Below are 24,733 nucleotides of genomic sequence, written 5' to 3' on the forward strand. Positions count from 1 at the left end.
GCATATACAGTATAAAGAATCAGTTTTATTCTTCAACACACTGTTTATTATGTTGTAACTACTCCCTACCTTCAGGTTCATGGTTCATTTTGTTAACGGTCTGTTGCTTCACAGCTTTGCTGATAGTCGCCCGGCTACAACCCAGCACTTTTTGAATCTGGCTCCAGGAGCTGCCGCTCGCAATCAGCCTGTTTATGGCGTCATAGCGAGACTGATTAACCTGGCGGCCTTTATACTTCCCTTCCCTTTTCGCCCTGGCGATCCCCTGCTGCTGCCGTTCCCGGCGCTGTTCATAGTCTCGCCTGGCGACGGCGGCCAGCATATCCAGCAACATATCGTTTATGGCCGAAAACATTCGGCTGTCAAAATCATTGTGACCCGATGCGAGCCAGGTTGTCGGAACGTTGACGGCCACAACCCGGATATCTTTCTGCCGGATCATTTTCTTCAGTGTGTTCCAGTCCTCCCCTACCAGGCGTGAAAGCCTGTCCACATCCTCTACCAGCAAGATATCGTTTTGCTGACAATCTTTCAGGAGCCGGAACAACTCAGGGCGTTCAAGCTTAGAACCTGATTCATTTTCAATGTAGTAGTTACAGATGCTCAGGCCGCGCTCGATGGCGAAGGTATTTATCGTGTCCAGGGCGCGTGTTGCATCCTGTTCAGTCGTGGATGCGCGTAAGTAAGCTCTGACAAAGCCTTTCGGTACTGTTTGAGTCATTATAGGGAACCAGTTCATTTTGAGTTAACCAGACACACCCATACAGTACCCATTTCAGTTGGTTCAGGGAAGGCACACTCAAAAAGAACCAGCAAACAGACCCCAGCCCTATAGTGACAACGTCACACTAAAAATTTACAACATAAAGATGATGTAAAGACACACCAAGATTTACACCATAAAGCGCACATAAAGACACAGCAACATTTACCATGTAAAGACACCATAAAGATAAATATATCTTTATTTGTGCTTTACATGGTAAAGCCATTGCATTATAAAGACACTGTAAAGACAAAAGTATCTTTACGAAAAACACACCATGTAAAGACATTCATATCTTTACATGAGCTTTACAACATAAAGAGAGGGATTCTGAAATGGGTAAAATCTTGCTTGTCGTATCAGATAAAGGTGGGGTAGGCAAAAGCACCTACGTGGCTAACACAGGCTCAATGCTGGTCAACAAAGGTAAGTCGGTAATTATCCTGAAGACAGATAAAAACCACGATCTGTTGAGCTGGAACGAAAAGCGGACAGATAACGGCTTACTCACTATCCCGGTTCACGCAGCTTACGGAAACGTCAGCAACGAAATTAAGCGCCTTAGTAAGCTGTGTGAAGTTCTCATTGTCGATTGCCCCGGCCACGACAGCCAGGAGTTCCGTAGCGCCCTGACAGTATCAGATATCGTGGTGACACTGGTTAAGCCGTCCTCTGATTTCGAAAGCGAAACACTGACCAGTGTTACAGAGAAAATCCGCACCGCTCAGAAAGCTAACGCAGCTCTGGAACCGTGGGTGCTGTTCACCAGAATCAACTCAGCGAAACCCCGCCACAGAAAAGCGGCCATTGATCTGGATAAATTACTGCGTTCGGACAACATCTGGATTCAACCTCTGAAAACCCGGATATCCGAGCTGGATGTGTATGAAAGCGCCTGTAATGAAGGGGCAGGGGTACATGACGTTAGCCGGGCATCGAGCCTTTCAACAGCGAAAGCACAGATTGAACTTGTGGCACAGGAAATTGGCATTTTATAGAAATATCAACAATATTCATCGAAATCTTTACATTGTAAATACACCATAAAGATACTATGATATTTACAATTAATGCATACCGTACAAGGGGAAATTTTCATGGCTTTAAAACTAAACCGCCCGAACATCGATGAATCTCAGCAACCAGCAACAAACGCAGAAACCGCGCGTTTTATCTCCGGCGCTACCAGAGCGCCTGTAGCGGGTAAACCAAAGTTGATGAACTTCAGACTGCCAGCGTACTTTGAGGAGATCCTGGAAGCGGAGGCGCAGAGAACAGGCCAGAGCAAGACAACCGTTCTAAAGGCAGCGCTGGCCGCATTCGATAACCTGGACGAGAACCTGAAAAACCACTGGCTGCTTGAATCTGCAAAATTAGGGTAGCGTTATGGCTAAGAAAAAGAGATATGTTGTGATGGTTAGAGATAAACCAAATACAGCGGCAATCAGCGATTATTAGCCTGGTTAGTATGGTTCGCTAACAGGCATAATAAGGCCGTTGCCTATGACTGCGGAGAATGGATTGTCGAACCATCACATTGGTTAAGAATTGGAAATCCAAAATAGAAAGAAACCTAAGGAAAGAAAAATGTTCATATTCAGATATATTAAAACTCTTATTAATATCTACTTGTTATACATCCAACCGATATTGGGGATGTTCCTTATAGGTATAGGCTTATGGGGGTTCTATGCACCTGATGAGGGAACTTGTACTAATCTCAATATTGAGTTATGCGCTGTATCAGCTATTGATGTTCTGAAGCCTGCTATTTTTGTATTTTTAGGCATTATTACCGTTGCCGGATGGTACTTTACCGAACTTCAGCCGAAGCTAAGGGGGGAGGGCAAGTATATGAAGGTAAAAACAGGTGTAAAACCGGAAGATTTCGTTAAGTAAAAACCGAGCCTAAAGACGTTAACCGTGGGGGATTTATGAATAAATCATGGCTTGAACAACAGGTGCAAAATGAAAAATTAAAAAAAGTACAGGAAGAGAAAAAAGATGGCACTATCCAAAAAGGATTGTACAGGGTTCGTATAAAAGACAAATACAGGTGGGATTTGTGGGAAAATGATTTCAGAGTTGTTATTGCTTATTCGAAAGATGATGCAGAGCTAAAATTTACAGAAATGACAGGTTTTAATGAGCATTACTATATAGAAAGCATTGAAAAAATAGTGCTTTCAGATATAGAAAAAATCTTACTGGAAAACTGAAAAGATAGTTATCCAGAGGTTTAGTTAAATAATGGCGTCAGTTTTTCAACCAGTAGCAGATCGCTTAAACCGTCTAAAGAAACAACTTCTATACCAGAATCAACAAGTGAATCAACTCCACATACTTCACCGAAGCCGATAACCATAATCGGCTTTCGGTCTATCAAATCAAAAATCACCAAAGGCAATATTACACTGTTAATCGCTTCAAACTCCTGAAAAAACATTTCAGAGCCGTATTCGCTGGCAGGAAAAAGAATCTCACTTAATCTCAAACCATAAAAAATATGGTAGTGTTCTTTAAGGTTATCCTTTAAAATATTAACAGCCTTAGAATATTTTTCGTTAATAAACTCTTTAACCTGATATTTCATAACTCTCTCCAACAAGAACCGACTGTAGGTCACCGGGCAAACGTTGCGGAATGGCGTCAGAGACGTCATTTTGCGGCGTTTGCCCTATCCTGCATCGCAGTGAAAAGAACTCGCCTCGTGCGCTATGATTAACCGATGATAAAAGGCTGAAAGAAGCACTGCAAGCCGACTGGATAACATTGTTGCTTCACGGCTGATCATCATTGGTTGCCTCAGTGCTAGTGTGCTTTGCATCAGGAACCAGAAGACGATACCACGGCATTTTTTTGTTAAGCAGCTCCATCAGGGGAGTGGCAAACAAACTCAATCCCCACAGCGTTACGATTACTGGAATCGTGAAATTTTGCGGCGTCCAGAACTGGCGCTCAAGGTGGAACCATGTAACAACACAGAGCATTCCACCAATCCAGAAAATAGCTTTACTGAAAGCCCCCAGGACTGCCAGAGAAATAACAGAGACTAAATGCAGTGCGCCAGCCGTAGCAAGACGTAGATAAAACCAGAACCATTTAGCGTGCCGGATAACCGGGTTACCGTTCGTTTCTCGCAATCGTTTTTTACGTTCCCGGATGATTTCTTTTTTCAGCTTACTTCGTTCGGCTCCCTGCGGAAACTCATATATTTTAGCCATGTTTTGCCTCACTTATTCTTTTTTGGTGGAACGACTTTGTCAAACTCCTCTAAAAATGCCATATCATCTTCCGAAAAGGATGAGGATTTTTCATTTATACTAAACTCAAATCTAAGCATGTGAGCCATTCTCCCTTTTTTCCCAACAACAGAGAAAGATAACTGATTTATTTCCGTTTTCTCAATTATCTCATTAATGCTTTTATTGATAACATCACGAACAAAAAATGAGTATTTAGGATACTTATATTTCTTCTCCCCTTCCTCAATAGTATAAAGTCCCATTTCCTCTTTTAAATCATCCACGGATATATCAAAAGATTTTTTTGAACTATTCTGACTGTAATATTTCCTAATGACTTGATAAAGGTTTGTTGAGTTTACACTGTTCAACAACACAACTGATTTCAATACCTGAGTGGTATATCTATTTTCAGAACCAATCAACTTAGAAAAATATCGCTTAGCTGTATTTGTGAATTTTATCCGTACAGTTGCAAGATGATCGTAATAGGCACAGAATTCTGTTAAGTTTAAATCCAAGCGATCAGGTATTTTATTCTTAGATGATAGTATCCCAAGTTCATCAGCCAAATTTTTTAAATCATCTCTGTTTAAAACTAACGTAGTTGAAGAAAGAACTTTAGCTCCCTCTTTCAGAGCTGCATAAGAGGCATATTTATCTAAAGAAGTAGCTTTTGAAAAAAAGTCAGCATCAACCTCCAAAATATCATCATCTAACATTTCCTTTGTATCAATCTGGCAAAGAGCCAGAAAAAGCACTCTTTTTGCTGAAAGGGAAAGGGATGCAAGAGTTACCCCAACTTCATTTCTATGTCTAACTTTCGTTAATCCCGTTACTGTCTTCACGATAAGCCTCATATAACCTTTCCTATGTAGGCAAATCATAACCCCACAAAGGTTGTAATTCAAGACAACAATACAACCTTTAATTAAAAAACCTCTCACCTTTAGATATGAAGATCTGAGGATCTTCATATCTAAAGATAGCAACAACCGCATGTTTCACTTGATGTTCAGTCAAACTGTGGAAACCGTTAAAAATCTTCTCACCTTACGTGAAAAATCCTCTCATCTTTAGTGAAAAATCTAACTACCTTAACTTAAAAATCTTCTCACCTTACGTGAAAAATCCTCTCACCTTACGTGAAAAATCCTCTCACCTTTAGCAATTTTTTTCCATAATTTTCAGGTAATTGAAGCGAGCTAAGTTTTTAAGTTTTTAAGATCAAGAAGAAAATATAAGGCTTTTAATGCACAGCGTCTGTGGATAACTCAGCATAAATCCAGAGGATAGATCCGTCTGGCCTCCCTGAGCACTGCACCACCAAAAATTGAGCAAATATTAACCTTAGCGCGTAAGTGCTCTATTGAAACCCCGTGGAAATTCCGCTTCCTCGCTCACTCGCGGGCTTCGCCCTGTCGTTCGGCTGCGGCGAGCGGTGTAATCTCTCTAAAAGATCCAGACGGGATCCTTTTCCGATCCAATTCTTAAATGCTCTCAAAAGCCCTCAGAGGCGTTTTAACCGCTTTAACCCGGTCATGGTTCAACGGAGCGGGTAAAATGCGCTTAGAACGTCATACAGCTCGTTTTTAACCTGATCCCTAATCAGGGGGTATAACAGAGGCGGCCAAAAAATCCGGCCTTGCTCGTCAGAGTATCTACCGCGCATTATCCCCGAACGGAAACCCGACCATCACAACACTTGCACAGCTTGCAGCAGTAGCCGGGTTACAGTTCACTCTCAGTAAGCCCAACCACTAACCTTTCAGACAAGCCCCTCATACCGGGGGGATTATTTCTTACGCCAGCAAAATTTCACGACCGGCGAGGATGGCCAAGTGTTTTTTGCTGGCAATTTTCGTGCAGCAGCTGGCGCCCGGATTCATTTTTTGCTGTCAGGCATCAATCGGTTTCAGCAACCCGCCCCGTAATTCGCTGCTAACGCATCTCATAACGCGCAGATACAGCGCCCCGCGCCAGTGTTTCACACTGACCCGGCGTACCGTTCGCAAGCTCACGCGCTAACTGCGACAGGCTAAACATCGTCTGATAGTCAGAAATTGGCCTGGCAGGGGTGAGGGGGGTTATCGCTCTCATTCGGGCTTGTTGGTTCGCCAGTCCTGGCGAACGTCTCCGGCGCGATGTTACGACAGCGCATTATGTAACTACAGTTCGCGCCTCTTTCGGAAATCCCTTCATGCGCGGTAAAGCAATATACATCTTTATGTAATCTTTACAATGTAAAGCATTAAAAATGATTCCATAACCATCATTTGATGGTATAATGAATTTGTTGGTTGGGAATGGTTCCCTGCCAGATTCCAGAAGCCCACACGGGCGGGAGCGAAAAATGAATATTCAGGAAGCATTAAACGTTTTTGGTTTATCCGGTGATCTGACTGAAAAGGACATCAAGGCGGCATACAAAAAAGCGGCTTTAAAATATCATCCAGACCGCAATCCATTGGGTGCCGAGCTGATGAAAGCAGTAAATGCTGCGTTTGATTTTCTCATGGCTAACATTGATAAAATCAATCAGTTTCAAAGCACTGATGAAAACGCACGTTACAACTACGGTGAAGATCTGGAAAAAGTTCTGAATACGCTTTCCGGCCTTACAGGGATTGTCTATGAAGTTATTGGTAATTGGGTCTGGATTAGCGGAGAAACTAAAGAACACAAAGACATTTTAAAGGAAATGGGCTGTAAGTGGGCATCTAAGAAAAAACAATGGTTTTACCGTCCTGAAGAACACAAAAGCCGCTGGAACCGTAAAGAACACAGCATTGAAGAAATTCGTGAAATGTATGGTACAGCGGGTAAACGTAAGGCGTCAGGCTGGACACGTGTAGAAGCAAGCGCATAACCGGAATGGGGGCGAAAGCCCCCTAGAACATGGCAAAGATTGATTCGGAGACACGTTGATGAAAAACAAGACCATAACGGAAGCGGAGCTGATAAACATTTTTGAAAGTTACGGAGCCTACATTTGCCCGGATGAGATCGAAGTTACAGCCAAAGAATGCAATGAAAATGGTTCAGTCTTGCACCGTGGCTTAAACGCAGAAGGATGGGCGCATCTTTTTGCGAAGGAAGAAGCATATCAGCAGGAATGCGAAGCCCAGGAAGCTGCAAGTGATGATGGACACTTTGATGAATAGTCTTAAAACTGCCGTAATTCGATTTACGGCTTTTTTATTGAGTTCAAAAGGCTGAATCGATGAAAGAACAGAAAAATTTCTTTGAACGGTATAAACCGGTGTTTGAAATCGTTTGTCGAATCCTGGGGAACGGCTGGCGTGTAAATCTGCTCGATGATTGCCAGTACAGGATTAAGCTAACCTCACCTGATTTTAAAAATTACTCTATACATATTCGAATGGAGAAAGGAAGGTTAGTTATCATTGGAAGCGTAGATAGTCGCAGCTGGAGAAGTCCTTACCATACTTGCACAGTATCGCCAGAGCGTAACCCTGTAGAAATCGCCGCCGATATTGAAAAGAAAATCCTGTCGGATGCTTTAGATAATGTAGATATGGCGCGAGAGTATGAACAACAGTTACAGCAAAAACGCGAGAAAAAACTGATCCTGAAAGGAATGCTATCTCGTTTAGTGCATCTTGAAAGCTGGCATGGGACATTGACCGGGTTTAAAGTTGAGAATGGGTTAGATGGTAACGTATCAGAACGGGGCGACGGATATGAAATGGTAATTCGTGGCCTGAGTGTAGATCAGCTCATAAAGGTAGCGGGGTTTATTAAACAGCTATGAGGCAAAAAATGAATGAAGTCCTGAGCGACAGGAAAAACAAAGGTAATGTAACATACAGGATTGTTGTGTCTGAAGATGCAACACGTTTGTTTATTGAACTTGAAAAACTGATGAAGGTACGCTCTAAAGAAGCGGATAAAAAAACAACTAAAAAGATTGTTTTCCAAAAATCATTTTATTACGAAGAATTCTCGAACGTTAAAGATGAAATTGATGATCCAATTTTATTGAAATTCTATACAGATACTATTGTGAAGGTACAAAATCATGAGTTTTAAGCCAACACCTGAAGAGGTGAAACAAGCACGTATTAAAGCTGGCTTTACGCAGCAGGAAGCCGCTGAACGGTTTGGTTTTACGTTATCAGCCTGGCAAGCCAAAGAAACATCCGGTAAAACGTCTCGTGGTTTAGCCGCTGGTACGTATGAATTACTTTTGCTCCTGGCTGATGAACATCCAGATTACCAGCTCGTTAAGAGAGAAAAAAATCAGGATAAAGTGACTAAATAAATTGCATTACCATCATATGATGGTATAATTTATTTGTAGGTCGGGAATAGTTCCTTACCATGATCCAGTAGCCCAAACGGGCGGGAGACTAAAATGAACACGTATGTTATCACTTTCCAGGCTTTAAACACTAAGAAAGAAAAAATCACCTGCTCTGCTTTTGTCCATTCAGAAACTCTCTTCCTTGCCGTTCATTCTTTCGAAGATAAAAATCGCGGTCGTGGTTATGTTATCACGTCTGTTAGTGAATTGTTGTCCGAGGAACTGACGGCGAAAAATTCCCTCAAGAAAAATATTAACTTTTGGTTTAATGAGTGTGGTTTAAGTAAATCTGAGGTTATAAACGAAGTAATTAACTGGAAGAATTTCGCATATACCCTTAAAGAACTGGAGGAAGCCAAAAATGAAGCGATAAGAGAACTGCGGAGTTAATCAATTAGGGGTGGTATCAGGTTGTGGAGGCAACCTGATACCGTGACACTCAATTCCCTCGCGAGGAATATAAAATGTCGGAACGCATGTTATCAGCAATACAGACTGTTGAAAAGGGTGGGCGTCCGGTTTTTCCCTTGATGCCATTCTCTGCTTTTCCTGAGTACATGGCATTACTCAGAAAAGCCCTGGAAAAGAAAGAAACAAAAGCACTGATAGAAAAACAGGAGGTGCTATGAAAAAACAGGAGTTTTTAGATTTTATCAGTGCAGAACAGAGGCGGGGAGCTGTCCGGTTTTCGCTGGGATTTAACAGCAAAGGGGAAATTGTATTGCACTGGACTAACGAGGCCGGGTTAAGAGTCTGGAGTATACTAAGCGGTAACAGGGGAAAAAGTCCCAGCCGGGCAAACCGGGAAAGAATGAGTAACCTCCGCCGCTGGCTCCATGATGCCCGGCAGGGCATGGAAGGCGACACACCAGAGGCAGAATAAAATTCCCGTTCCTGAATCGCCGAAGCCCTCCCGTTTACGGGAGGTGCTTTTTTTGTATATTCCGTAAAACAGCGCTCGCGCCCCCTGCCAGGCCATTCGCGTAGCGAATTTATTTCCGCCCAAGTTAGCCGCGAATCCGTTGTCTCCGGTCGCAGACGCACCAGATCACAGCCACGATAGCCTTTCATTTTTTGCATTTCGATGGACGCTGAAGCACAATTTATGTGTGGAGGTAGTTCACTGCGATGCAGGATAGGGCAAACGCCGCAAAATGACGTCTCTGACGCCATTCCGCAACGTTTGCCCGGTGACCTACAGTCGGTTCTTGTTGGAGAGTTTTATGAAAAAAGTTCAATTCAGGATTGAAGAAAGCCAACATGATGATCTACTTGATTGTCTTAAAACACTTTATCCAGATGAACCGGGTTTAACCGTGGCAAAAGGAATGAAGCTGCTTGCCAATGCTTTACTGAAAAGCAAGGTTAAAAATGAAGATGTTAATGTGTCAAAAGACAATGATGATTTTATCAAAACCACAATGTATTTGACAGGGAAACAAAGAACTTTAATAGAGAAAGCGGCTCATCGTCATGGCTGGAATTTATCCAGAGAATGTCGTTATCGAATCCAGACGACACTTGAAAATGAACTTGATTTTTTCGATCAGGAACTTCTGGTGATGAATCGTTGCCGTAATGCAATAGATAAAATAGGGCGAAACTTTCATTATATTATCGTTAATGATAATGCCAGAGTACTTGATAAAGATGGGTTCTATCAGGACGCTGAGCGGTTGAGTTCAGAGATAATGAGTCTCAAAAGTGAGTTTGAAAACTACATTATGTTATGCAAAGGGCGAACTGTTTCTAACAAGGTTGAGGTGTAATCATGGGCGTTTATGTTGACAAGGAATTCAGGGTTAAGCGTAAGTCCTCTGAAGCTGGCCGCAAGTCTGCTTTCGCCCATAAAGTTAAAAATGGTGGTAAAAACTATCAACGCAACGTTCAGGAACGTATCAACCGCAAGGGTGCCAGTAAGGAGGTTGTTGTCAAAATCTCAGGAGGTGCGATTACCCGGCAGGGAGTTCGAAACAGTATTGACTATATGAGCCGGGAGTCAGAGCTGCCAGTGATGAGTGAAAGCGGTCAGGTATGGAAAGGTGATGAGATTCAGGAGGCTAAAGAGCACATGATAGATCGTGCTAATGACCCTCAAAATGTTTTCGATGATAAAGGTAAGGAAAATAAAAAAGTAACCCAAAATATTGTGTTTTCACCGCCTGTATCAGCAAAGGTAAAACCTGAAGATCTGCTTGAGTCTGTCAGGAAAACGATGAACAAGAAGTACCCAAATCATCGTTTTGTGCTTGGCTATCATAACGACAAAAAAGAACATCCACACGTGCATGTCGTTTTTCGTATTCGTGATAATGACGGTAAACGAGCTGATATCAGGAAAAAAGATTTACGGGAAATTCGTACAGGTTTTTGTGAAGAGCTGAAGATGAAGGGCTATGACGTTAAAGCCACTCATAAGCAGCAGCATGGACTTAACCAGTCTATTAAAGATGCGCACAAAACAGCGCCAAAACGACAGAAGGGCGTTTATGAGGTTGTTGATGTTGGCTACGACCATTATCAGAACGATAAAACCAAACCAAAGCAGCATTTCATAAAGCTTAAGACACTGAACAAGGGCGTGGAGAAAACATATTGGGGGGCTGATTTTGGTGAGTTAACCACTCGCGAGAACGTTAAGAAAGGTGATCTTGTTAAGCTGAAGAAGTTAGGACAAAAGGAGGTGAAAATCCCTGCACTTGATAAGAACGGTGTACAGCATGGCTGGAAGACTGCACACAGGAATGAGTGGCAGCTAGAGAACCTGGGGGTTAAGGGCATAGACAGAATCTCTTCATCCAGTAAAGAGCTGGTGCTGAACAGCGCGGAGATGATTAAGAAACAGCAACTCCAGATGAGAAATTTCTCGCAAATAAAACAGTCGATGATTCAAAGCGAACAGAAAGTGAAAATCGGAATTCGTTTAGGATAATTCATACTCTCCGGTAACTTATTGATTAAGATCGATTTATTTATCTTGTTAGCAGAGTTTTTGTAAAAAGTAACTAGCGGTAAAAAATTTAGTTAACTTGACTATAAAATAAGCGCATGGTGATCAATCGATCTGCTTTTTTGTTATCAAATAGCATATGTATCTAGATATAAATAAAATACAAGCACAAACAAAATGAAATGTGTCGTAAATGCGATCTAAAGATCTGCTTGTGTGGTTGAACGCAGCACATGTAGCTGATAAAGTTTTTATGAGATGTAAATTTGTCCTTTTGTTTTTTTTCTCTGATTCGGGGTCATCCGAGTCGAGAGAGCGCCTGAAAGGAAAAACTATGGAATGGTATGTTTTGCAATTCACCACTACGAGATTTGCAGCAGTTTTTGCTCATCTCGAACGCCTGAACTTCTCTTACTTCTGTCCTATGGAGACTGAAAGGTATCGTCGCCCGGATAAGATAATTTCATATCGAGAAAGACGTTTGCCGCTTTTTCCCGGTTATCTTTTTATCCAGGCAGATTTTGAAGAGGTTCATTCCACTACAATAACTGCTATCCCTTACGTACAACGCTTTATCTCATTTGGCGGTGAGCCTTTACCTGTACCAGAAGATGTGATGGCGGAGCTTTTGTACAGACAATCACATACAACAGCTCAGGCAAATCTTTTAAGGAAATCAATTCCACACGATTTTGCTGAAATTCTACTCATGGATAATCCGCAGCAAAGAAGTATGGCTTTCATCCACTACATCACAGAGAGAAGCTTAACCCACAAAATGAAACGGAAGAAAAATGACTGCTACCCGAAAAAAAACCGCAACGAGACGCAAGCCCCAACGTAATACACTCTACCTGCCCTCAGCTTCTCGTGAGGAACTGGATAAAATTGCTCTGGAGATTGGCTATCGCAGGGGGCGACGTATTTCAAGCTCTGGTGTTGTCCAGTACCTCATAAAAAAATATTCCAGCCAGGCTATTGAGGAGCTGATAAACGAAGACGATGAAGACGATGACGACTTCGATGACTAACCATTCAGTCTAAACTTTCCGCGCTGTTCTGGCCGGGAGAAAATCATGTTATCTACTACTGCTTTTGCGGCGCTTGCTTTGCAATGCGCGGCCAGCGTTCATCCCGATACTGCGCATGAAGTTGCAAGGGTTGAATCTGGTTTTAACCCATATGCTATTGCCGAGATAATACCGAAGGTTGAACGTAAGCCCGGTGACAAAGGCGTAGTGTCCTACTTTCCCAAAACTAAGGAGGCTGCACTCCAGATCGTAAATCAAATTGAATCACGAAATCATCGTTACTCAGTCGGTCTTATGCAAATAACGAGTACGAATTTTGCAAACTTCAATACAACCGCTGAGAAAATGTTTGACCCCTGCGAAAATCTCAAGGTTTCAGAGCAAATTTTGGTGGATTGTTATAAACGTGGTGGCGATATTTTACGTGGCCTGAGTTGCTATTATTCCGGCAATCCAGAAACAGGAACTAAACCTGAATCAGATTTTAATAACACCAGTTATATACAGCGCATAGGGTTTAATCCGCCTGATAACAAAAAAAACTGGGTGGTTCCTTCAGTTAAAGATGCAATCAGAAAGGAGAATGTAACACAGAGTATCAAACCTAAAGAAGTTACCGTATATCCCCAATATGCCATGCGTGGCACTGTTTTAGATGAAAAGGAAACAAACGATGTTAAAACTCAATAAACGTTATTTAACTCTTTCTGTATTTATGGCTGCATTGATGCTTTGTGTAGCAGAACCCGCCTTTGCTGATGATGTATCCACTAAAACAACTGGCTTCTTGCAGAAGATTATCGATTTTCTGACGGATATCCGTAAGCCAGCAATCACCATCATTGCGCTGGTAATTGGTTATATCGCTATCTTCTCACGCCAGCATGCAGCGTGGATTACGCCTTTAATTATCGGGATTATCATCTTTATTGTTGCGCCATATCTGCCTGACTGGTTAGCGTAATATGTAATAAAAGGGGGCGTAAAAATGAGTACCGTTTTTAAAGGGCTGACACGCCCCGCTTTGATTAGGGGGCTGGGCGTTCCGCTCTACCCCTTTCTTGGAATGTGCGTTATCTGCGTTTTGCTTGGTGTCTGGATTCATGAGGCTATGTATGCCCTCATCCTCCCTGGCTGGTATGCCATCAAGCGAGTTACGAAGATAGATGAACGCTTTTTTGACCTGCTTTATCTGCGAATGCAAATCAAAGGTAATCCTCTGGCAAACAAGCGCTTCAATGCCGTCCATTATGCGGGGAGTTCGTACGACGCAGTCGATATATCGAAAGTGGACAATTTTATGAAGCTTAAAGACCAGTCTTCTCTTGAAGAGTTAATCCCGTATTCATCACACATCACTGATAACCTCATTGTTACCAGAAACCATGATCTACTGGCGACCTGGCAGATTGACGGAGCTTATTTTGAATGTGTAGATGAAGCGGATCTAGCCTTGCTTACTGACCAGCTCAATACGCTGATACGTAGTTTTGATGGGAAACCCGTTACCTTTTATACGCATCGTATTCGGGTTAGAAAAGAAGTGCGACCTGTATTTGACAGCAAGATCCCATTCGTCAACAGAGTGATGAACGATTATTACGAATCGCTTTCGGCGGCTGAGTATTTTGAAAACAAATTATACTTAACCGTATGCTATAAACCGTTCAGCGCTGAAGATAAAGTGACGCATTTTCTTTCAAGGAAAAAGGGTAATAAAAATATCTTCGAAGAACCCATTAATGATATGAATGAAATATGTGGCAGATTGAGCACCTATCTCTCCCGGTTTCATTCCCGTCGTCTTGGGTTATATGAAGAAAATAATATAGTTTATTCAGAACAGCTTACGCTGTTCCAGAAACTGCTATCCGGGCGCTGGCAGAAAGTCAGAGTCACCAATAGTCCGTTTTATACATACCTGGGTGGTAAAGACCTGTTCTTTGGTAACGATGCTGGACAAATCACTGCCTCTGACCATGCCCGGTACTTTCGTTGCATCGAGATCAAGGACTACTTTCAGGAAACGGATGCCGGAATTTTTGATGCACTGATGTATCTCCCGGTTGAGTATGTACAGACTTCCTCTTTAACTCCGATAGACAAGCAGTCTGCAATCAAGGCGCTGGATGATCAGATCGACAAACTCGAAATGACCGATGATGCCGCTAAATCCTTGCTCGCTGATTTGAAAGTTGGTCTCGATATGGTCTCCAGCGGCTATATTTCTTTCGGGAAAAGTCACCAGACACTGATTGTTTACGCAGATTCGCCGGAGCGTCTGGTGAAGGACACCAATATTGTAACGACGACCCTGGAGGATTTAGGGCTGATCGTAACCTATTCAACCTTGAGTCTTGGCGCAGCGTATTTTGCTCAGTTACCTGGTAACTACACGTTACGGCCACGCCTGAGTTCTATCAGCAGTCTGAACTTTGCCGAAATGGAAAGCTTCCATAATTTCTTTACGGGCAAGGAGAAAGGAAATACCTGGGGTAACAACCTTATCACCCTGGGCGGCTCAGGAAATGATATTTATAACCTGAACTATCACATGACTACCGAGCATCAAAATTACTTCGGTAAAAACCCCACGCTGGGGCATACCGAAATTCTTGGTACGTCAAACGTGGGTAAAACGGTAGTGATGATGACTAAGGCTTTCGCCGCCCAGCAGTTCGGAACGCCGGAGTCTTTTCCACCTGAGAGGAAATTAAAGAAGTTAACTACAGTATTTTTCGACAAAGATCGGGCAGCGGAACCCGGTATACGTTCAATGGGAGGTGCTTACTTTCGGGTGAAAGAAGGAGAGCCGACTGGCTGGAACCCTGCGGCTTTGCCACCAACCAAACGAAATATTTCCTTTATGAAAGACCTGGTGAGGCTACTTTGTACGCTTAACAGTGAGCCGCTTGATGATTACCAGAACCGCCTGATTTCTGATGCCGTTGAGCGCCTGATGCAGAGGTCAAACCGCTCTTATCCGATCAGTAAGTTGCGACCACTCATTCTGGAGCCTGATGATACTGAAACCCGGCGGCATGGGCTTAAAGCACGCCTGAATGCCTGGGTGCAGGGAGGGGAATTTGGCTGGGTGTTTGATAACCCGGACGATACGTTTGATGTGGACAACCTGGACGTTTTCGGTATAGACGGAACGGAGTTTCTGGATAACAAAGTACTTTCCAGCGCCGCTTCATTCTATCTCATCTACCGTGTCACCATGCTGGCTGATGGCCGCCGACTCCTTATCTACATGGATGAGTTCTGGCAATGGATTAACAACGAAGCGTTCAGAGATTTTGTTTATAACAAACTCAAAACCGCGCGTAAGCTGGATATGGTGCTTGTCGTAGCGACACAATCGCCGGATGAACTAATTAAATCACCTATCGCGGCTGCCGTTCGTGAGCAGTGCGCAACACATATTTATCTGGCGAACCCCAAAGCGAAACGTAGTGAGTACGTAGACGAGTTGGAAGTGAGAGAACTTTATTTTGACAAAATTAAAGCCATTGACCCGTTATCTCGTCAGTTCCTGGTCGTCAAAAACCCACAGAGGAAGGGGGAAAGTGATGATTTTGCGGCTTTCGCAAGACTGGATTTGGGAAAAGCGGCGTATTACCTACCGGTTCTCAGCGCATCGAAACCCCAGCTTGAACTGTTCGATGAAATCTGGAAAGAGGGTATGAAGCCGGAAGAGTGGCTTGATACCTATCTGGAACGTGCAAACCTGATTTAAGGAATCCCTATGAAAAAGCATATCGTTGCGGCACTTATCGCCTCTGTTACGGTTATTTCTGGTGCTCAGGCTGGTGTTCCCGTTGCCATTGATGCAAACCCTGAATGGGCTGTCGAAGCGCAGCGCTGGACAGAACGCCTCAAACAGTGGCAGGACACCGTGAACCACTACCAGAAACAGATTAATGCCTATAAGCAGGAGCTGCTGACCAAAACGGGCATTCGTGATGTTCAGGGACTGGTGCAGTCTGCGCAATCTGTCAGTAAGGAGCTGGAGAATATTTACGACCAGGGGAACTCCTTCATTGATGATTACATTAAGAACCCGGAAGCCACCCTGTCTGAGCAAGCCAGATCACTACTGGCCGATTATAAGGTGACAAACACCTGTAAGGGGCTGGGATATACGGGCGACCTGGTGCGGGGCTGTGAAGCCTCGTTCCTGTCCCAACTGGCGGGGATCGAGTACGGCAATAAGCTGGAAAGTAAACTGCGTGAAGATAATCAGGAAATGGCCGACCTTATCGACCAGGTGAAGAACGCCCAGGACACGAAAGCCACGCAGGACGCGACAAACGCTGTATCTCTGGCAAGCCTGAAATTTAACAAGCTCAAATTTCAGTATGAAATGTATCGCGATAAGCAGCGCGATCTTGCAGAATACAAGGAGAAAATGTTACAGGCTGCTTTCCAGGAGAAACAATTAGGGGCTGTTAATAAAGAAACTCCAGTTGTTGATTATAAGGCAGCATTTGAGCAGCAGAGTTATGAAATGAACTGAGGGGGCATTTTGAAAAAATATGGATTAGTTGCGGCGTTGGGGCTTACATTCTTTCTTACCGGGTGTGAAGAGGTTAAATCTGTAGACTGGTGGCAGTCTCACGTAGACGATGCAACGAAAAAAGTAGCTGAATGCAAAAAGTCTGGGAGTGATAGCGAAAATTGTAAAAACGCTAAGGAAGGTTTGTTTAGGTATAAGCAATTACATCCTAAGCATGTTGACTATAAAGATGCATTCAAAAATGTATTGGGTAAAGATGGAAGTTAAAAGGAGCCACTATGGCAACTTCTAGGTATTTCCAGGCCGCTCATGACGTTATTGTTAAAACTCTTGACCAGTCTTTGACTGGTCAGTTAGATAACTTTTCTTCAATAGCGTCTCAGTTGGGTAAGTATGGTATTTCCATTTATATATTGTGGTATGCTTATACCACAATAGTTGGGAAGCAAAAAACCGCAGTGCAGGATTTTTTATGGAATCTATGTCGATTCTGGTTAATTCTTGTTTTTGTCAAAAATATGGGGGGGTGGTTAGATAGTGCAACTCAGGCCATTGATGGGCTGAAGGAAACATTTGCAGGAGGTGATCCTTGGAAATGGGTTGACGAGCTTTGGGAGAAAGTTCAGCAGGTAGCTGCATATCTTATGTCCAAAGATACTTCGAAGTATGTGAAAACAGATGGGGCAATCGCATCTTTATTAACATATGCTGGAGGGATAATTGCATTATTGCTAACTTCAATAGTTTATCTCGCCGCCGAAGTTACTATTAAGATACTTACTATTACCGCGCCGTTGTTTATTATTTGTCTTTCATTTGGTTTTTTAAGGCAGATGTTTAATAGCTGGCTTCAGTTAATATTTAGCTCATGCTTCATATTCTTGTTTTGTGGACTGGCAATTAAAGCGGGAATGACGTTCCTTAATGGCATTCTGACAATCTCGATAGCTAACGCAGATGAATTAAATCTGATATCAACAGGTGCTCAGGCCGGGGTTGCAGGTGCATTTATGGCCTGGATTATCTGGCAAGCCAAAACCTATGCTTCCCAGCTCGCAGGGGTAGGTGTTGAAGGCGCGATGCAAGGGGCAGCCGCAATGGGGATTGGTGCTGGCGTGTTCGGCGCTTCCCGTATGGGGCGTAATCTGCTTGGTATGGGTAAAAATGCAGGGATTGGCGCATGGAAAGGCGTTCGCCGTCAGGATGGAGGGTTCAACCAGTCTCCTGGTGTATCCGGTAAGTTGGGGAATCTGACCGGGCAGGGCGTTAATATTGGCGCTAAGAGGCTTCGCCAGGCTGCGATAGATGCGGCGAAAAAGAAATATGGAGGTTAACCGATTTATTATTTAAATCTGTCAACTCTGAGTATTCCGCAGTAAATATTCACTCCTCTATTTAGGTTCTCACATTATGAAACTACTTATCACGGCTATCGTGACGCTTTGCCTTGTCGGATGCCAGGCGTCACATAAACAACCTCCGGTATCCGGAAAAAGCGAACCTGTTAATTCAGCAGAGGTAATGCGCAATGGGGTTTAAACTCTCAGGATTAAAACTTCCCGGTTTTAACAAGAAAAAAGAAGTAACAGACTCTTCAACTACTTTTGAAGAGAAAAATGTATTGATGCAGGAGAAAATGAACCGCATTTATAAATTCGGTGGTATTGCAGGAATTGCCGTAGGTGTGTTGTCTCTGCTGGCACTGAATGGAGCGCTACCGTTAAAGAGTACGGTTGTCGAAGCTTATCTTATTAATGGTGTCACTGGCGTTGCTGAAAGACTGACTTCTGTTAAAAAAGAAAACCTCTCTGAAAATGAAGCGCTGGCGAAATACTTCATTACTCAGTATGTGAAGCGTCGTGAAGGGTATAACTATTTCAGTCTCCAGCATGATTATGATTATGTTCTGTTATACAGCGCTGAGAATGTGGCGACGGATTACAACGCTTTAATCAACGGCAACCAGTCACCAAAGGTTATTTATAATAAAGCGGAAAAAACCGCATCTGTTCAGGATAATCCGTCCGTGATTATCAGTCCGTCATCCCGGCGCGATGATAAGGATATGGGAGCATATATCCGGTTTAAATTAACCATTCGAAATGTCGCGACAGGCCAGGATGATTATGAATACTGGAACGTCCGGTTGACCTACCGTATTGAACCACAGGTCGAAATGGCATCGGGTGACCGAAACAATAACCCGCTTAAATTCGTTGTAACGAGCTATGTACGCGATAAAGAAGTGAAAGGGTGAAAACTATGAAAATGAATAAAGGAGCGCTAATTGTGGCGCTTCTGTTGGTGTCGCACGTCTGCCATGCAGCCGTTACGCCAGCAGCCAGCCGTTTTGATCCCCGTAATCAGATTGTCAGTTATAACCCGCAAAACACGACAGTCATAAACAGTGCGGTTGGCTATACAACCACACTGGTATTTGACGAGGATGAAACGGTCATCAGTGCCAGAACCGGCTTTCCCCAGGGCTGGGAAGTGAACAAAGAAGATAACCTGGTGTATCTCGAAGTGAAGCCCGTCAAACAGACCGTACAGAAGAACAGTACCGATGACAATGGCAACCAGTCTTCAGAGGTGGTCAGTGTAGCCCTTGATCCTGAAAACGACCTGGAACGCTGGCGAACAAACCTGTTTGTTCGCACAACAAAACGTAATTACAGCATGGAGCTGAACGCCCGAACGTTCCGGCAGCCGGATAAGATCGCGTTTGTTGTTAATTACCAGTACCCGCAGGAACGCCGGAAGGAGCAAGCCGAAATCGAGAAGAAACGGATTGAGGCTCTTAACAAGCGGCAGGAGGAGCAGGCAATCAACCGTTCTCTTGAAAATGCGAAGTCGCCCAAGAACTGGGATTACTGGAAGCGGGTAGCTGACGGCAGCCAGTCAATCAGCCCGGATTATGCGTATGACGATGGCCGCTATACCTGGTTTGGCTTCAGCCCCCTGAAGAAAATCCCCAGCGTCTTTGTTATGAGCGGCGAACAGGAAACGCTGACTAACCCGGTAGTCAAAAACAGCGGTAGTTTCACCGTTGTTGGTGTTCCTGTAGACCAGCGCTTTGTTTTGCGTATGGGAAATCAGGTTGTTGGGGTTGAAAACCGGGGCTTTGGCAAAGTCCGTCTTCCGGCAGGAGATACCGTTTCCCCGAACGTTGAGAAAGAGGTGATCCAGTGAGCGAACAGGAAAATAAAATCCCGACCGCTGTAGAAATTGAACAGGCACTACGGGAACGGCATCAGAAAGAAATTGAGCAAAACGATAAAACGGATAAGGGAGATGAAGATGACGGTAAATCAGTAAAACGCCTGGGTATCGAGAAGCTTAAAAAATCGCGTAAGGGGCTGGTGATTATTGTGGCCGCTTTCCTTCTGCTGGCCGCCGGGGTGTCTGTCTACTATATCCCGTCGATTATTCGTGCAATGTCCAGCGGTGATGATAAGCCTGCCAGTAATGCGGTATCTACTGGTTCAGTAAAACGCGCGACAGGACTCAGCGATGATGTTGATCCATTCAACACCAGGGAAGAACCGGCTAAGACGGAAGAACGGAAGGAAAGCAGCGGCAAAGCGGAAACGCCACCGGAAAAAGTACAACAAAACTTCAGTCGTGCGCTGGATGTGGCCTATGGGGGGAGCAGCTCTGCTTCCTCAAATTCCGGTGGTAGCTCATCAACGGCCAGCAATACCAGGAACGAGGGGGACGGCAGTGACAAACAGGCAGAGGTTCAGCCTGTTAATGCAGGGCAACCCGCGCAGCTTTCTAAAATTACGCGCGTTCCTTATGACCCTAACCTTTTCATTCCTGAAAATACCGCGATTAAGTGCTCGCTGGACAGACGATTTATTTCTGATCTGGCTGGCAAGCTGGTCTGTACGATTAATGAGGACGTATACAGTGCAAACAGGAATGTAAAGCTAATTGAAAAGGGAACAGCCGCATATCTGATGTATAAAACGGGCACGTTCAATCATGGTCAGGGAGCCGTGTTTATCGCTGCTACGAAGCTTAGAACACGTAAGGAACCTTTCATTGATATTCCGCTGATTGATACACAGGCGGCGGGAGCGCTGGGTGAGGCCGGGGCTTCAGGCTGGATTGACACACATTTTGCAGATCGCTTTATGGGCGCGATGATGGTTGGCATGATCCCCGATGTGGCACAGGCCGCAAGTGGAGCGGCTAAAAGTAATAAAGACAATCAGACCGACTATACAGCTAACAGTCGCCAGGCTTTTGCTGATATAGCACGCGAAGCGTTTGCAAACAGCGTAAATATCCCTCCAACGCTTTATAAAAACCAGGGGGAAATCATTACTCTGATCGTTGGTCAGGATTTGGATTTCTCCAGCATCTACAAATTAAAAATGGTGGGTACCCGGAGGTAATTTGATAACGCTGGATATCAAAGAGTTTTCAATGCTGTTAGGAATAAGGGAAAGCGAAATATACCATCATATTCGTAAGGGCATACCAATAAATGGCGTTCCTTTCCCCAAACCACTGAAACAAATCAAAACGCATCGATTTAATTACGAAGAAGTCATGCGTTTTATTGAAGATCTTAAAGGAAAAGGTGAATTATGAAGGATGCAGAGAACAGACATATTGTTTATGAAATAATAGATGAATACTTCCACCACTGGCTTAATGAAGTCGATGGTTTAACTGAAATCGCGGTAAATCGGCCTGATGAACTGTTTGTTAAAGTGAGTGGGAAATGGCAGCAGCATGAATTAAAAATGGATTTTAAAGATTGTATGTCATTTGCAGGGGCAATTTCTGATTATCATGATGGTGGGTCGGTTACGCCAGAATATCCCTTACGTTCTGTTACGCTCCCCGGAGGGGAGCGTGTACAAATAGTTATTCCCCCGGCAACGGAACGGGAAACGGTGTCTATTACAATCCGTAAGCCGTCCAGTGTGTTTATCGACCATGATACCTTTGTTAAACAAGGGTTTTACTCAAGGCTAAATCAAGGGGGGAAATTCAGGGATAAAGAAGATGAATTATCTTCAATGTTTAAAGATAATTGTTTTGAACAATTTGTCCCTGAATGCCTGGTTAAGGGTAAAACGATGGTATTTTGTGCCGGAACGGGGGCGGGTAAAACCACCTTTGCAAATGCCTGTCTTCAGTACATACCCCATCATTTACGATGTATTTCAATTGAAGATACAGATGAAGCAAAGTTCAGGTTCCACAAAAATCATGTGAAATTGTATTACCCGTCAGAAGGGGAAAGTAGCACTGTCAGTTCCGCTTCTCTTTTACGTTCTGGTTTTCGTATGAACCCGGACAGAATCCTCATGACTGAGGTTCGCGGCGCGGAAGCCTGGGATTTTCTCAAAGGCTCAAGTTCCGGCCATGCAGGGAACCTTACAACCGTCCATGAGAGCACCCCTGAAGATGCTGTGCTTGGACTGGTTCAACGGTGCTATATGAACCCTGAATGTCAGAATTTGCCTTATAACATTATATTGCGGAGGGTGTTAAGCAACGTCGATGTGATTATGAGTATTAAGTACATCGATGAGGAAGATAACCGATTTGCATCGGGTATTTACTATCGTGATATTCATTTTCAGGAATACTTTGAAAAGCTGAAGGAGTGATTATGTCTCTGAAACTACCCGATAAAGGCCAGTGGGCTTTTATCGGTCTGGTTATGTGTCTTGTGACGTATTATACTGGCTCAGTTGCTGTTTACTTCCTGAACGGAAAAACGCCGCTTTATATATGGAAGAATTTTGATTCCATGCTGCTGTGGCGGATAATAACAGAGAGTAATATACGGACAGATATCAGGTTAACCGCAATCCCCTCTCTTTTATCAGGTATGGTTTCGTCTCTCATTGTGCCTGTTTTTATTATCTGGCAACTGAATAAAACGGATGTTGCTCTTTATGGTGACGCGAAGTTTGCCAGTGATAATGATTTAAGAAAATCGAAACTTCTGAAATGGGAGAAAGAAAACGATACTGATATTCTTGTAGGTGCATATAAAGGTAAATACCTGTGGTATACCGCACCAGATTTTGTATCACTTGGCGCAGGAACCCGCGCAGGTAAAGGGGCTGCAATAGGTATTCCAAACCTGCTGGTCAGGAAACATTCCCTGATTGCATTAGATCCAAAACAGGAACTGTGGAAAATCACCAGTAAGGTACGTGAAAAACTGCTGGGTAATAAGGTCTATCTTCTTGACCCTTTCAACAGTAAAACGCATCAGTTTAACCCGCTTTTCTATATTGATTTAAAAGAAGAGAGCGGGGCTAAAGACCTGCTGAAGCTGATTGAGATCCTGTTCCCGTCTTACGGTCTGACCGGAGCGGAAGCACACTTTAATAACCTCGCGGGGCAGTACTGGACGGGGCTGGCAAAATTGCTTCATTTCTTTATTAACTACGACCCCTCCTGGCTTGGTGAGTTCGGGCTTAAACCTGTTTTCTCAATTGGTTCTGTAGTCGATTTGTACAGCAACATCGACCGGGAGCTGATACTCAGTAAGCGAGAAGACCTGGAGGGAACAAAAGGACTTGATGAAAACGCGCTGTATCATCTGCGCGATGCCCTGACCAAAATCAGGGAGTATCACGAAACCGAAGACGAACAACGTTCGAGTATTGATGGTTCGTTTCGTAAGAAAATGAGTCTGTTTTATCTTCCGACTGTTCGCAAATGTACAGACGGCAATGATTTCGACCTTCGCCAGTTGCGCCGGGAAGATATCACTGTTTATGTTGGCGTTAATGCTGAAGATATGTCCCTGGCCTATGACTTCCTCAACCTGTTCTTTAACTTCGTTGTGGAAGTCACGTTACGAGAAAACCCTGACTTTGACCCGACACTGAAACATGACTGTCTGATGTTCCTGGATGAGTTTCCGTCTATTGGTTACATGCCAATCATTAAAAAAGGTTCGGGTTATATTGCCGGGTTTAAACTCAAACTTCTGACGATTTACCAGAATATCAGTCAGCTTAATGAAATCTATGGTGTTGAAGGTGCCAAAACGCTGATGAGTGCGCATCCCTGCCGGATTATCTACGCTGTCAGTGAAGAAGATGACGCTAAAAAGATTTCGGAAAAGCTGGGCTATATCACCACCAAATCGACAGGTTCAAGCAAGACAAGCGGACGCTCAACGTCGAAAAGCAGTTCAGAAAGTGAGGCGCAGCGCGCCCTTGTGCTCCCGCAGGAGCTGGGAACGCTGGATTTTAAAGAAGAATTTATCATTCTTAAAGGTGAAAACCCGGTTAAAGCTGAGAAAGCCCTCTACTTCCTCGACCCGTATTTTATGGACAGGCTGATGATGGTAAGCCCCAAACTTACCGAGTTAACCGCCTCTCTGAATAAGACTAAAAAAGTATTGGGTGTTAAAGGGCTTAAATATCCTTCTAAAGAAAAAATGCTCTCCGTCGGTGAGCTGGAGTCAGAGGTTTTACTATGAAAAAAATGTTAATGGTCAGTGTCCTTTTTCTCTCTGCCTGTTCCTCTCCGCCTGAACCACCACAGGTTGACTGGGAACAGAATCCTGAAACGGTGAATACACAATTAATGGACTGGCAACCGACATACTCAGTTATTAAATCAGACAAGGTTAATTCATCGTGGGTTAAGGTTATCCATAATTTCAGGCCTGAAAACCGCCTTTACGATGATGCTGTTTTTTATTCTGTTGCACATTCTGATTCAGTGATTGTTGAAACCAGTAACGGAACAGACTTTTTCACAGCTAAAAACTGGTTGAGGGCGAACGGTGCAAACGGTGTCATACAGTATCGTTATAAAATGAACTGTTTTTCTTGCCGGACTACCAGTGTTTATTTATCACGATAACGCCGGATTAATAAAATTCTTGTAATTTTATT

At 43.7% G+C, this 24,733-nt stretch carries 32 protein-coding genes and 1 pseudogene; 29 read left to right on the plus strand and 4 right to left on the minus strand.

What is annotated here, in order from left to right:
* Nucleotides 1-58 precede the first annotated feature (58 nt).
* A complete protein-coding gene (locus ACQG22_RS24545; RefSeq protein ID WP_001549893.1) occupies nucleotides 59-721 on the minus strand; it encodes a recombinase family protein in 663 nt (220 codons plus the stop codon).
* A gap of 380 nt (nucleotides 722-1,101) precedes the next feature.
* Here ACQG22_RS24545 and ACQG22_RS24550 point away from each other — a divergent pair, with 380 nt between their 5' ends.
* The 4 genes from ACQG22_RS24550 (at nucleotide 1,102) to ACQG22_RS24565 (ending at nucleotide 2,985) form a co-directional block, all read left to right on the plus strand.
* Entirely contained in the window at nucleotides 1,102-1,764 is a 663-nt protein-coding gene (locus tag ACQG22_RS24550; protein WP_000516402.1) for a division plane positioning ATPase MipZ, read from the plus strand.
* Nucleotides 1,765-1,863: 99 nt separating this feature from the next.
* A complete protein-coding gene (locus ACQG22_RS24555; protein ID WP_001185481.1) occupies nucleotides 1,864-2,148 on the plus strand; it encodes a hypothetical protein in 285 nt (94 codons plus the stop codon).
* 205 nt (nucleotides 2,149-2,353) lie between these two features.
* Nucleotides 2,354-2,665: a hypothetical protein gene (locus ACQG22_RS24560; RefSeq protein WP_000469598.1), complete on the plus strand. Its 312-nt coding sequence runs from the start codon at nucleotides 2,354-2,356 to the stop codon at nucleotides 2,663-2,665.
* A gap of 35 nt (nucleotides 2,666-2,700) precedes the next feature.
* Nucleotides 2,701-2,985, plus strand: coding sequence for a hypothetical protein (locus ACQG22_RS24565; RefSeq protein WP_001043731.1), 285 nt, complete (start codon nucleotides 2,701-2,703; stop codon nucleotides 2,983-2,985).
* Nucleotides 2,986-3,005: 20 nt separating this feature from the next.
* On the opposite strand, the gene ddp1 (ACQG22_RS24570) is transcribed toward ACQG22_RS24565, so the two are convergent.
* The 3 genes from ddp1 (ACQG22_RS24570) to ACQG22_RS24580 form a co-directional block, all read right to left on the minus strand.
* The gene (gene ddp1 / locus ACQG22_RS24570) at nucleotides 3,006-3,359 is read right to left on the minus strand and encodes a DNA distortion polypeptide 3 (protein ID WP_000877224.1); all 354 of its coding nucleotides are present in this window, start codon (nucleotides 3,357-3,359) and stop codon (nucleotides 3,006-3,008) included.
* 187 nt (nucleotides 3,360-3,546) lie between these two features.
* The gene (locus ACQG22_RS24575) at nucleotides 3,547-3,990 is read right to left on the minus strand and encodes a hypothetical protein (RefSeq protein ID WP_001074369.1); all 444 of its coding nucleotides are present in this window, start codon (nucleotides 3,988-3,990) and stop codon (nucleotides 3,547-3,549) included.
* 8 nt (nucleotides 3,991-3,998) lie between these two features.
* A complete protein-coding gene (locus ACQG22_RS24580) occupies nucleotides 3,999-5,012 on the minus strand; it encodes a replication initiation protein (protein WP_001348704.1) in 1,014 nt (337 codons plus the stop codon).
* 610 nt (nucleotides 5,013-5,622) lie between these two features.
* On the opposite strand from ACQG22_RS24580, the pseudogene ACQG22_RS24585 reads away from it, so the two are divergent.
* From ACQG22_RS24585 to ACQG22_RS24705, 25 genes and pseudogenes are all read left to right on the plus strand, one after another.
* Nucleotides 5,623-5,775, plus strand: a pseudogene (locus ACQG22_RS24585) (DNA-binding protein); the annotation flags it as partial.
* 589 nt (nucleotides 5,776-6,364) lie between these two features.
* Nucleotides 6,365-6,880 (plus strand): DnaJ domain-containing protein, encoded by a 516-nt coding sequence (locus ACQG22_RS24590; RefSeq protein WP_001025390.1) that lies wholly within the window; start codon nucleotides 6,365-6,367, stop codon nucleotides 6,878-6,880.
* Nucleotides 6,881-6,938: 58 nt separating this feature from the next.
* Entirely contained in the window at nucleotides 6,939-7,175 is a 237-nt protein-coding gene (locus tag ACQG22_RS24595) for a hypothetical protein (protein WP_000792381.1), read from the plus strand.
* Between the two features lie 59 nt (nucleotides 7,176-7,234).
* Nucleotides 7,235-7,786 (plus strand): hypothetical protein, encoded by a 552-nt coding sequence (locus ACQG22_RS24600; RefSeq protein WP_000662998.1) that lies wholly within the window; start codon nucleotides 7,235-7,237, stop codon nucleotides 7,784-7,786.
* Between the two features lie 8 nt (nucleotides 7,787-7,794).
* Nucleotides 7,795-8,064, plus strand: a complete 270-nt coding sequence (locus ACQG22_RS24605; protein WP_001006717.1) for a hypothetical protein — start codon at nucleotides 7,795-7,797, stop codon at nucleotides 8,062-8,064.
* Nucleotides 8,054-8,296, plus strand: a complete 243-nt coding sequence (locus tag ACQG22_RS24610) for a hypothetical protein (RefSeq protein WP_000008707.1) — start codon at nucleotides 8,054-8,056, stop codon at nucleotides 8,294-8,296. Before ACQG22_RS24605 ends, ACQG22_RS24610 begins: the two co-directional genes overlap by 11 nt.
* 93 nt (nucleotides 8,297-8,389) lie before the next feature.
* Nucleotides 8,390-8,728 carry a hypothetical protein gene (locus tag ACQG22_RS24615; RefSeq protein WP_001099725.1) on the plus strand — a complete coding sequence of 113 codons (339 nt, stop codon included), beginning with the start codon at nucleotides 8,390-8,392 and terminating at the stop codon, nucleotides 8,726-8,728.
* A gap of 74 nt (nucleotides 8,729-8,802) precedes the next feature.
* Entirely contained in the window at nucleotides 8,803-8,967 is a 165-nt protein-coding gene (locus ACQG22_RS24620) for a hypothetical protein (RefSeq protein WP_000004083.1), read from the plus strand.
* Nucleotides 8,964-9,221: a hypothetical protein gene (locus ACQG22_RS24625; protein WP_004199355.1), complete on the plus strand. Its 258-nt coding sequence runs from the start codon at nucleotides 8,964-8,966 to the stop codon at nucleotides 9,219-9,221. Before ACQG22_RS24620 ends, ACQG22_RS24625 begins: the two co-directional genes overlap by 4 nt.
* 340 nt (nucleotides 9,222-9,561) lie before the next feature.
* Nucleotides 9,562-10,107, plus strand: a complete 546-nt coding sequence (gene ddp1 / locus ACQG22_RS24630; protein ID WP_001348698.1) for a DNA distortion polypeptide 1 — start codon at nucleotides 9,562-9,564, stop codon at nucleotides 10,105-10,107.
* A gap of 2 nt (nucleotides 10,108-10,109) precedes the next feature.
* Nucleotides 10,110-11,270 carry a MobP1 family relaxase gene (gene mobP1 / locus ACQG22_RS24635; RefSeq protein WP_004199101.1) on the plus strand — a complete coding sequence of 387 codons (1,161 nt, stop codon included), beginning with the start codon at nucleotides 10,110-10,112 and terminating at the stop codon, nucleotides 11,268-11,270.
* 352 nt (nucleotides 11,271-11,622) lie between these two features.
* Nucleotides 11,623-12,132, plus strand: coding sequence for a transcription termination/antitermination NusG family protein (locus ACQG22_RS24640; RefSeq protein WP_000455437.1), 510 nt, complete (start codon nucleotides 11,623-11,625; stop codon nucleotides 12,130-12,132).
* 232 nt (nucleotides 12,133-12,364) lie between these two features.
* Complete coding sequence (locus ACQG22_RS24645; protein WP_000953538.1) at nucleotides 12,365-13,009, plus strand: lytic transglycosylase domain-containing protein; 645 nt, start codon at nucleotides 12,365-12,367, stop codon at nucleotides 13,007-13,009.
* Entirely contained in the window at nucleotides 12,993-13,283 is a 291-nt protein-coding gene (locus ACQG22_RS24650; RefSeq protein WP_000916156.1) for a TrbC/VirB2 family protein, read from the plus strand. The genes ACQG22_RS24645 and ACQG22_RS24650 overlap by 17 nt, the downstream gene beginning before the upstream one ends.
* A 24-nt stretch (nucleotides 13,284-13,307) precedes the next feature.
* Complete coding sequence (locus tag ACQG22_RS24655) at nucleotides 13,308-16,061, plus strand: VirB3 family type IV secretion system protein (protein WP_015060057.1); 2,754 nt, start codon at nucleotides 13,308-13,310, stop codon at nucleotides 16,059-16,061.
* A 9-nt stretch (nucleotides 16,062-16,070) separates the two neighbouring features.
* Nucleotides 16,071-16,841: a type IV secretion system protein gene (locus tag ACQG22_RS24660; RefSeq protein ID WP_000716326.1), complete on the plus strand. Its 771-nt coding sequence runs from the start codon at nucleotides 16,071-16,073 to the stop codon at nucleotides 16,839-16,841.
* 9 nt (nucleotides 16,842-16,850) lie between these two features.
* Nucleotides 16,851-17,108, plus strand: a complete 258-nt coding sequence (locus ACQG22_RS24665) for an EexN family lipoprotein (RefSeq protein WP_000759841.1) — start codon at nucleotides 16,851-16,853, stop codon at nucleotides 17,106-17,108.
* 11 nt (nucleotides 17,109-17,119) lie between these two features.
* Entirely contained in the window at nucleotides 17,120-18,175 is a 1,056-nt protein-coding gene (locus ACQG22_RS24670) for a type IV secretion system protein (RefSeq protein ID WP_000235886.1), read from the plus strand.
* A 194-nt stretch (nucleotides 18,176-18,369) separates the two neighbouring features.
* Nucleotides 18,370-19,098, plus strand: a complete 729-nt coding sequence (locus ACQG22_RS24675) for a virB8 family protein (RefSeq protein ID WP_004199085.1) — start codon at nucleotides 18,370-18,372, stop codon at nucleotides 19,096-19,098.
* A 5-nt stretch (nucleotides 19,099-19,103) separates the two neighbouring features.
* Nucleotides 19,104-20,033 (plus strand): TrbG/VirB9 family P-type conjugative transfer protein, encoded by a 930-nt coding sequence (locus ACQG22_RS24680; RefSeq protein WP_000783386.1) that lies wholly within the window; start codon nucleotides 19,104-19,106, stop codon nucleotides 20,031-20,033.
* Nucleotides 20,030-21,244, plus strand: coding sequence for a VirB10/TraB/TrbI family type IV secretion system protein (virB10, locus tag ACQG22_RS24685; RefSeq protein ID WP_001295060.1), 1,215 nt, complete (start codon nucleotides 20,030-20,032; stop codon nucleotides 21,242-21,244). Before ACQG22_RS24680 ends, virB10 begins: the two co-directional genes overlap by 4 nt.
* Nucleotide 21,245: 1 nt before the next feature.
* A complete protein-coding gene (locus ACQG22_RS24690) occupies nucleotides 21,246-21,443 on the plus strand; it encodes a DNA-binding protein (RefSeq protein WP_000629109.1) in 198 nt (65 codons plus the stop codon).
* Nucleotides 21,440-22,474, plus strand: coding sequence for a P-type DNA transfer ATPase VirB11 (gene virB11 / locus ACQG22_RS24695; protein ID WP_000650512.1), 1,035 nt, complete (start codon nucleotides 21,440-21,442; stop codon nucleotides 22,472-22,474). The genes ACQG22_RS24690 and virB11 overlap by 4 nt, the downstream gene beginning before the upstream one ends.
* A 2-nt stretch (nucleotides 22,475-22,476) precedes the next feature.
* On the plus strand, nucleotides 22,477-24,312 hold the full coding sequence (locus ACQG22_RS24700) for a type IV secretory system conjugative DNA transfer family protein (protein WP_000053822.1): 1,836 nt from the start codon (nucleotides 22,477-22,479) through the stop codon (nucleotides 24,310-24,312).
* Nucleotides 24,309-24,701, plus strand: a complete 393-nt coding sequence (locus ACQG22_RS24705; protein WP_000738524.1) for a cag pathogenicity island Cag12 family protein — start codon at nucleotides 24,309-24,311, stop codon at nucleotides 24,699-24,701. The genes ACQG22_RS24700 and ACQG22_RS24705 overlap by 4 nt, the downstream gene beginning before the upstream one ends.
* Nucleotides 24,702-24,733: the final 32 nt, after the last annotated feature.

It is taken from the genome of Enterobacter cloacae complex sp. 309I3 (assembly GCF_050031595.1).
In the GTDB taxonomy this organism is placed as follows: Bacteria; Pseudomonadota; Gammaproteobacteria; order Enterobacterales; family Enterobacteriaceae; genus Enterobacter; species Enterobacter cloacae.

What these genes read in the sequence shown, in the direction of transcription:
- ACQG22_RS24545 (WP_001549893.1), bottom strand. Translation starts at nt 721, where the DNA reads ATGACTCAAACAGTACCGAAAGGCTTTGTCAGAGCTTACTTACGCGCA.
- ACQG22_RS24550 (WP_000516402.1), top strand. Translation starts at nt 1,102, where the DNA reads ATGGGTAAAATCTTGCTTGTCGTATCAGATAAAGGTGGGGTAGGCAAA.
- ACQG22_RS24555 (WP_001185481.1), top strand. Translation starts at nt 1,864, where the DNA reads ATGGCTTTAAAACTAAACCGCCCGAACATCGATGAATCTCAGCAACCA.
- ACQG22_RS24560 (WP_000469598.1), top strand. Translation starts at nt 2,354, where the DNA reads ATGTTCATATTCAGATATATTAAAACTCTTATTAATATCTACTTGTTA.
- ACQG22_RS24565 (WP_001043731.1), top strand. Translation starts at nt 2,701, where the DNA reads ATGAATAAATCATGGCTTGAACAACAGGTGCAAAATGAAAAATTAAAA.
- ddp1 (WP_000877224.1), bottom strand. Translation starts at nt 3,359, where the DNA reads ATGAAATATCAGGTTAAAGAGTTTATTAACGAAAAATATTCTAAGGCT.
- ACQG22_RS24575 (WP_001074369.1), bottom strand. Translation starts at nt 3,990, where the DNA reads ATGGCTAAAATATATGAGTTTCCGCAGGGAGCCGAACGAAGTAAGCTG.
- ACQG22_RS24580 (WP_001348704.1), bottom strand. Translation starts at nt 5,012, where the DNA reads ATGCGGTTGTTGCTATCTTTAGATATGAAGATCCTCAGATCTTCATAT.
- ACQG22_RS24590 (WP_001025390.1), top strand. Translation starts at nt 6,365, where the DNA reads ATGAATATTCAGGAAGCATTAAACGTTTTTGGTTTATCCGGTGATCTG.
- ACQG22_RS24595 (WP_000792381.1), top strand. Translation starts at nt 6,939, where the DNA reads ATGAAAAACAAGACCATAACGGAAGCGGAGCTGATAAACATTTTTGAA.
- ACQG22_RS24600 (WP_000662998.1), top strand. Translation starts at nt 7,235, where the DNA reads ATGAAAGAACAGAAAAATTTCTTTGAACGGTATAAACCGGTGTTTGAA.
- ACQG22_RS24605 (WP_001006717.1), top strand. Translation starts at nt 7,795, where the DNA reads ATGAATGAAGTCCTGAGCGACAGGAAAAACAAAGGTAATGTAACATAC.
- ACQG22_RS24610 (WP_000008707.1), top strand. Translation starts at nt 8,054, where the DNA reads ATGAGTTTTAAGCCAACACCTGAAGAGGTGAAACAAGCACGTATTAAA.
- ACQG22_RS24615 (WP_001099725.1), top strand. Translation starts at nt 8,390, where the DNA reads ATGAACACGTATGTTATCACTTTCCAGGCTTTAAACACTAAGAAAGAA.
- ACQG22_RS24620 (WP_000004083.1), top strand. Translation starts at nt 8,803, where the DNA reads ATGTCGGAACGCATGTTATCAGCAATACAGACTGTTGAAAAGGGTGGG.
- ACQG22_RS24625 (WP_004199355.1), top strand. Translation starts at nt 8,964, where the DNA reads ATGAAAAAACAGGAGTTTTTAGATTTTATCAGTGCAGAACAGAGGCGG.
- ddp1 (WP_001348698.1), top strand. Translation starts at nt 9,562, where the DNA reads ATGAAAAAAGTTCAATTCAGGATTGAAGAAAGCCAACATGATGATCTA.
- mobP1 (WP_004199101.1), top strand. Translation starts at nt 10,110, where the DNA reads ATGGGCGTTTATGTTGACAAGGAATTCAGGGTTAAGCGTAAGTCCTCT.
- ACQG22_RS24640 (WP_000455437.1), top strand. Translation starts at nt 11,623, where the DNA reads ATGGAATGGTATGTTTTGCAATTCACCACTACGAGATTTGCAGCAGTT.
- ACQG22_RS24645 (WP_000953538.1), top strand. Translation starts at nt 12,365, where the DNA reads ATGTTATCTACTACTGCTTTTGCGGCGCTTGCTTTGCAATGCGCGGCC.
- ACQG22_RS24650 (WP_000916156.1), top strand. Translation starts at nt 12,993, where the DNA reads ATGTTAAAACTCAATAAACGTTATTTAACTCTTTCTGTATTTATGGCT.
- ACQG22_RS24655 (WP_015060057.1), top strand. Translation starts at nt 13,308, where the DNA reads ATGAGTACCGTTTTTAAAGGGCTGACACGCCCCGCTTTGATTAGGGGG.
- ACQG22_RS24660 (WP_000716326.1), top strand. Translation starts at nt 16,071, where the DNA reads ATGAAAAAGCATATCGTTGCGGCACTTATCGCCTCTGTTACGGTTATT.
- ACQG22_RS24670 (WP_000235886.1), top strand. Translation starts at nt 17,120, where the DNA reads ATGGCAACTTCTAGGTATTTCCAGGCCGCTCATGACGTTATTGTTAAA.
- ACQG22_RS24675 (WP_004199085.1), top strand. Translation starts at nt 18,370, where the DNA reads ATGGGGTTTAAACTCTCAGGATTAAAACTTCCCGGTTTTAACAAGAAA.
- ACQG22_RS24680 (WP_000783386.1), top strand. Translation starts at nt 19,104, where the DNA reads ATGAAAATGAATAAAGGAGCGCTAATTGTGGCGCTTCTGTTGGTGTCG.
- virB11 (WP_000650512.1), top strand. Translation starts at nt 21,440, where the DNA reads ATGAAGGATGCAGAGAACAGACATATTGTTTATGAAATAATAGATGAA.
- ACQG22_RS24700 (WP_000053822.1), top strand. Translation starts at nt 22,477, where the DNA reads ATGTCTCTGAAACTACCCGATAAAGGCCAGTGGGCTTTTATCGGTCTG.
- ACQG22_RS24705 (WP_000738524.1), top strand. Translation starts at nt 24,309, where the DNA reads ATGAAAAAAATGTTAATGGTCAGTGTCCTTTTTCTCTCTGCCTGTTCC.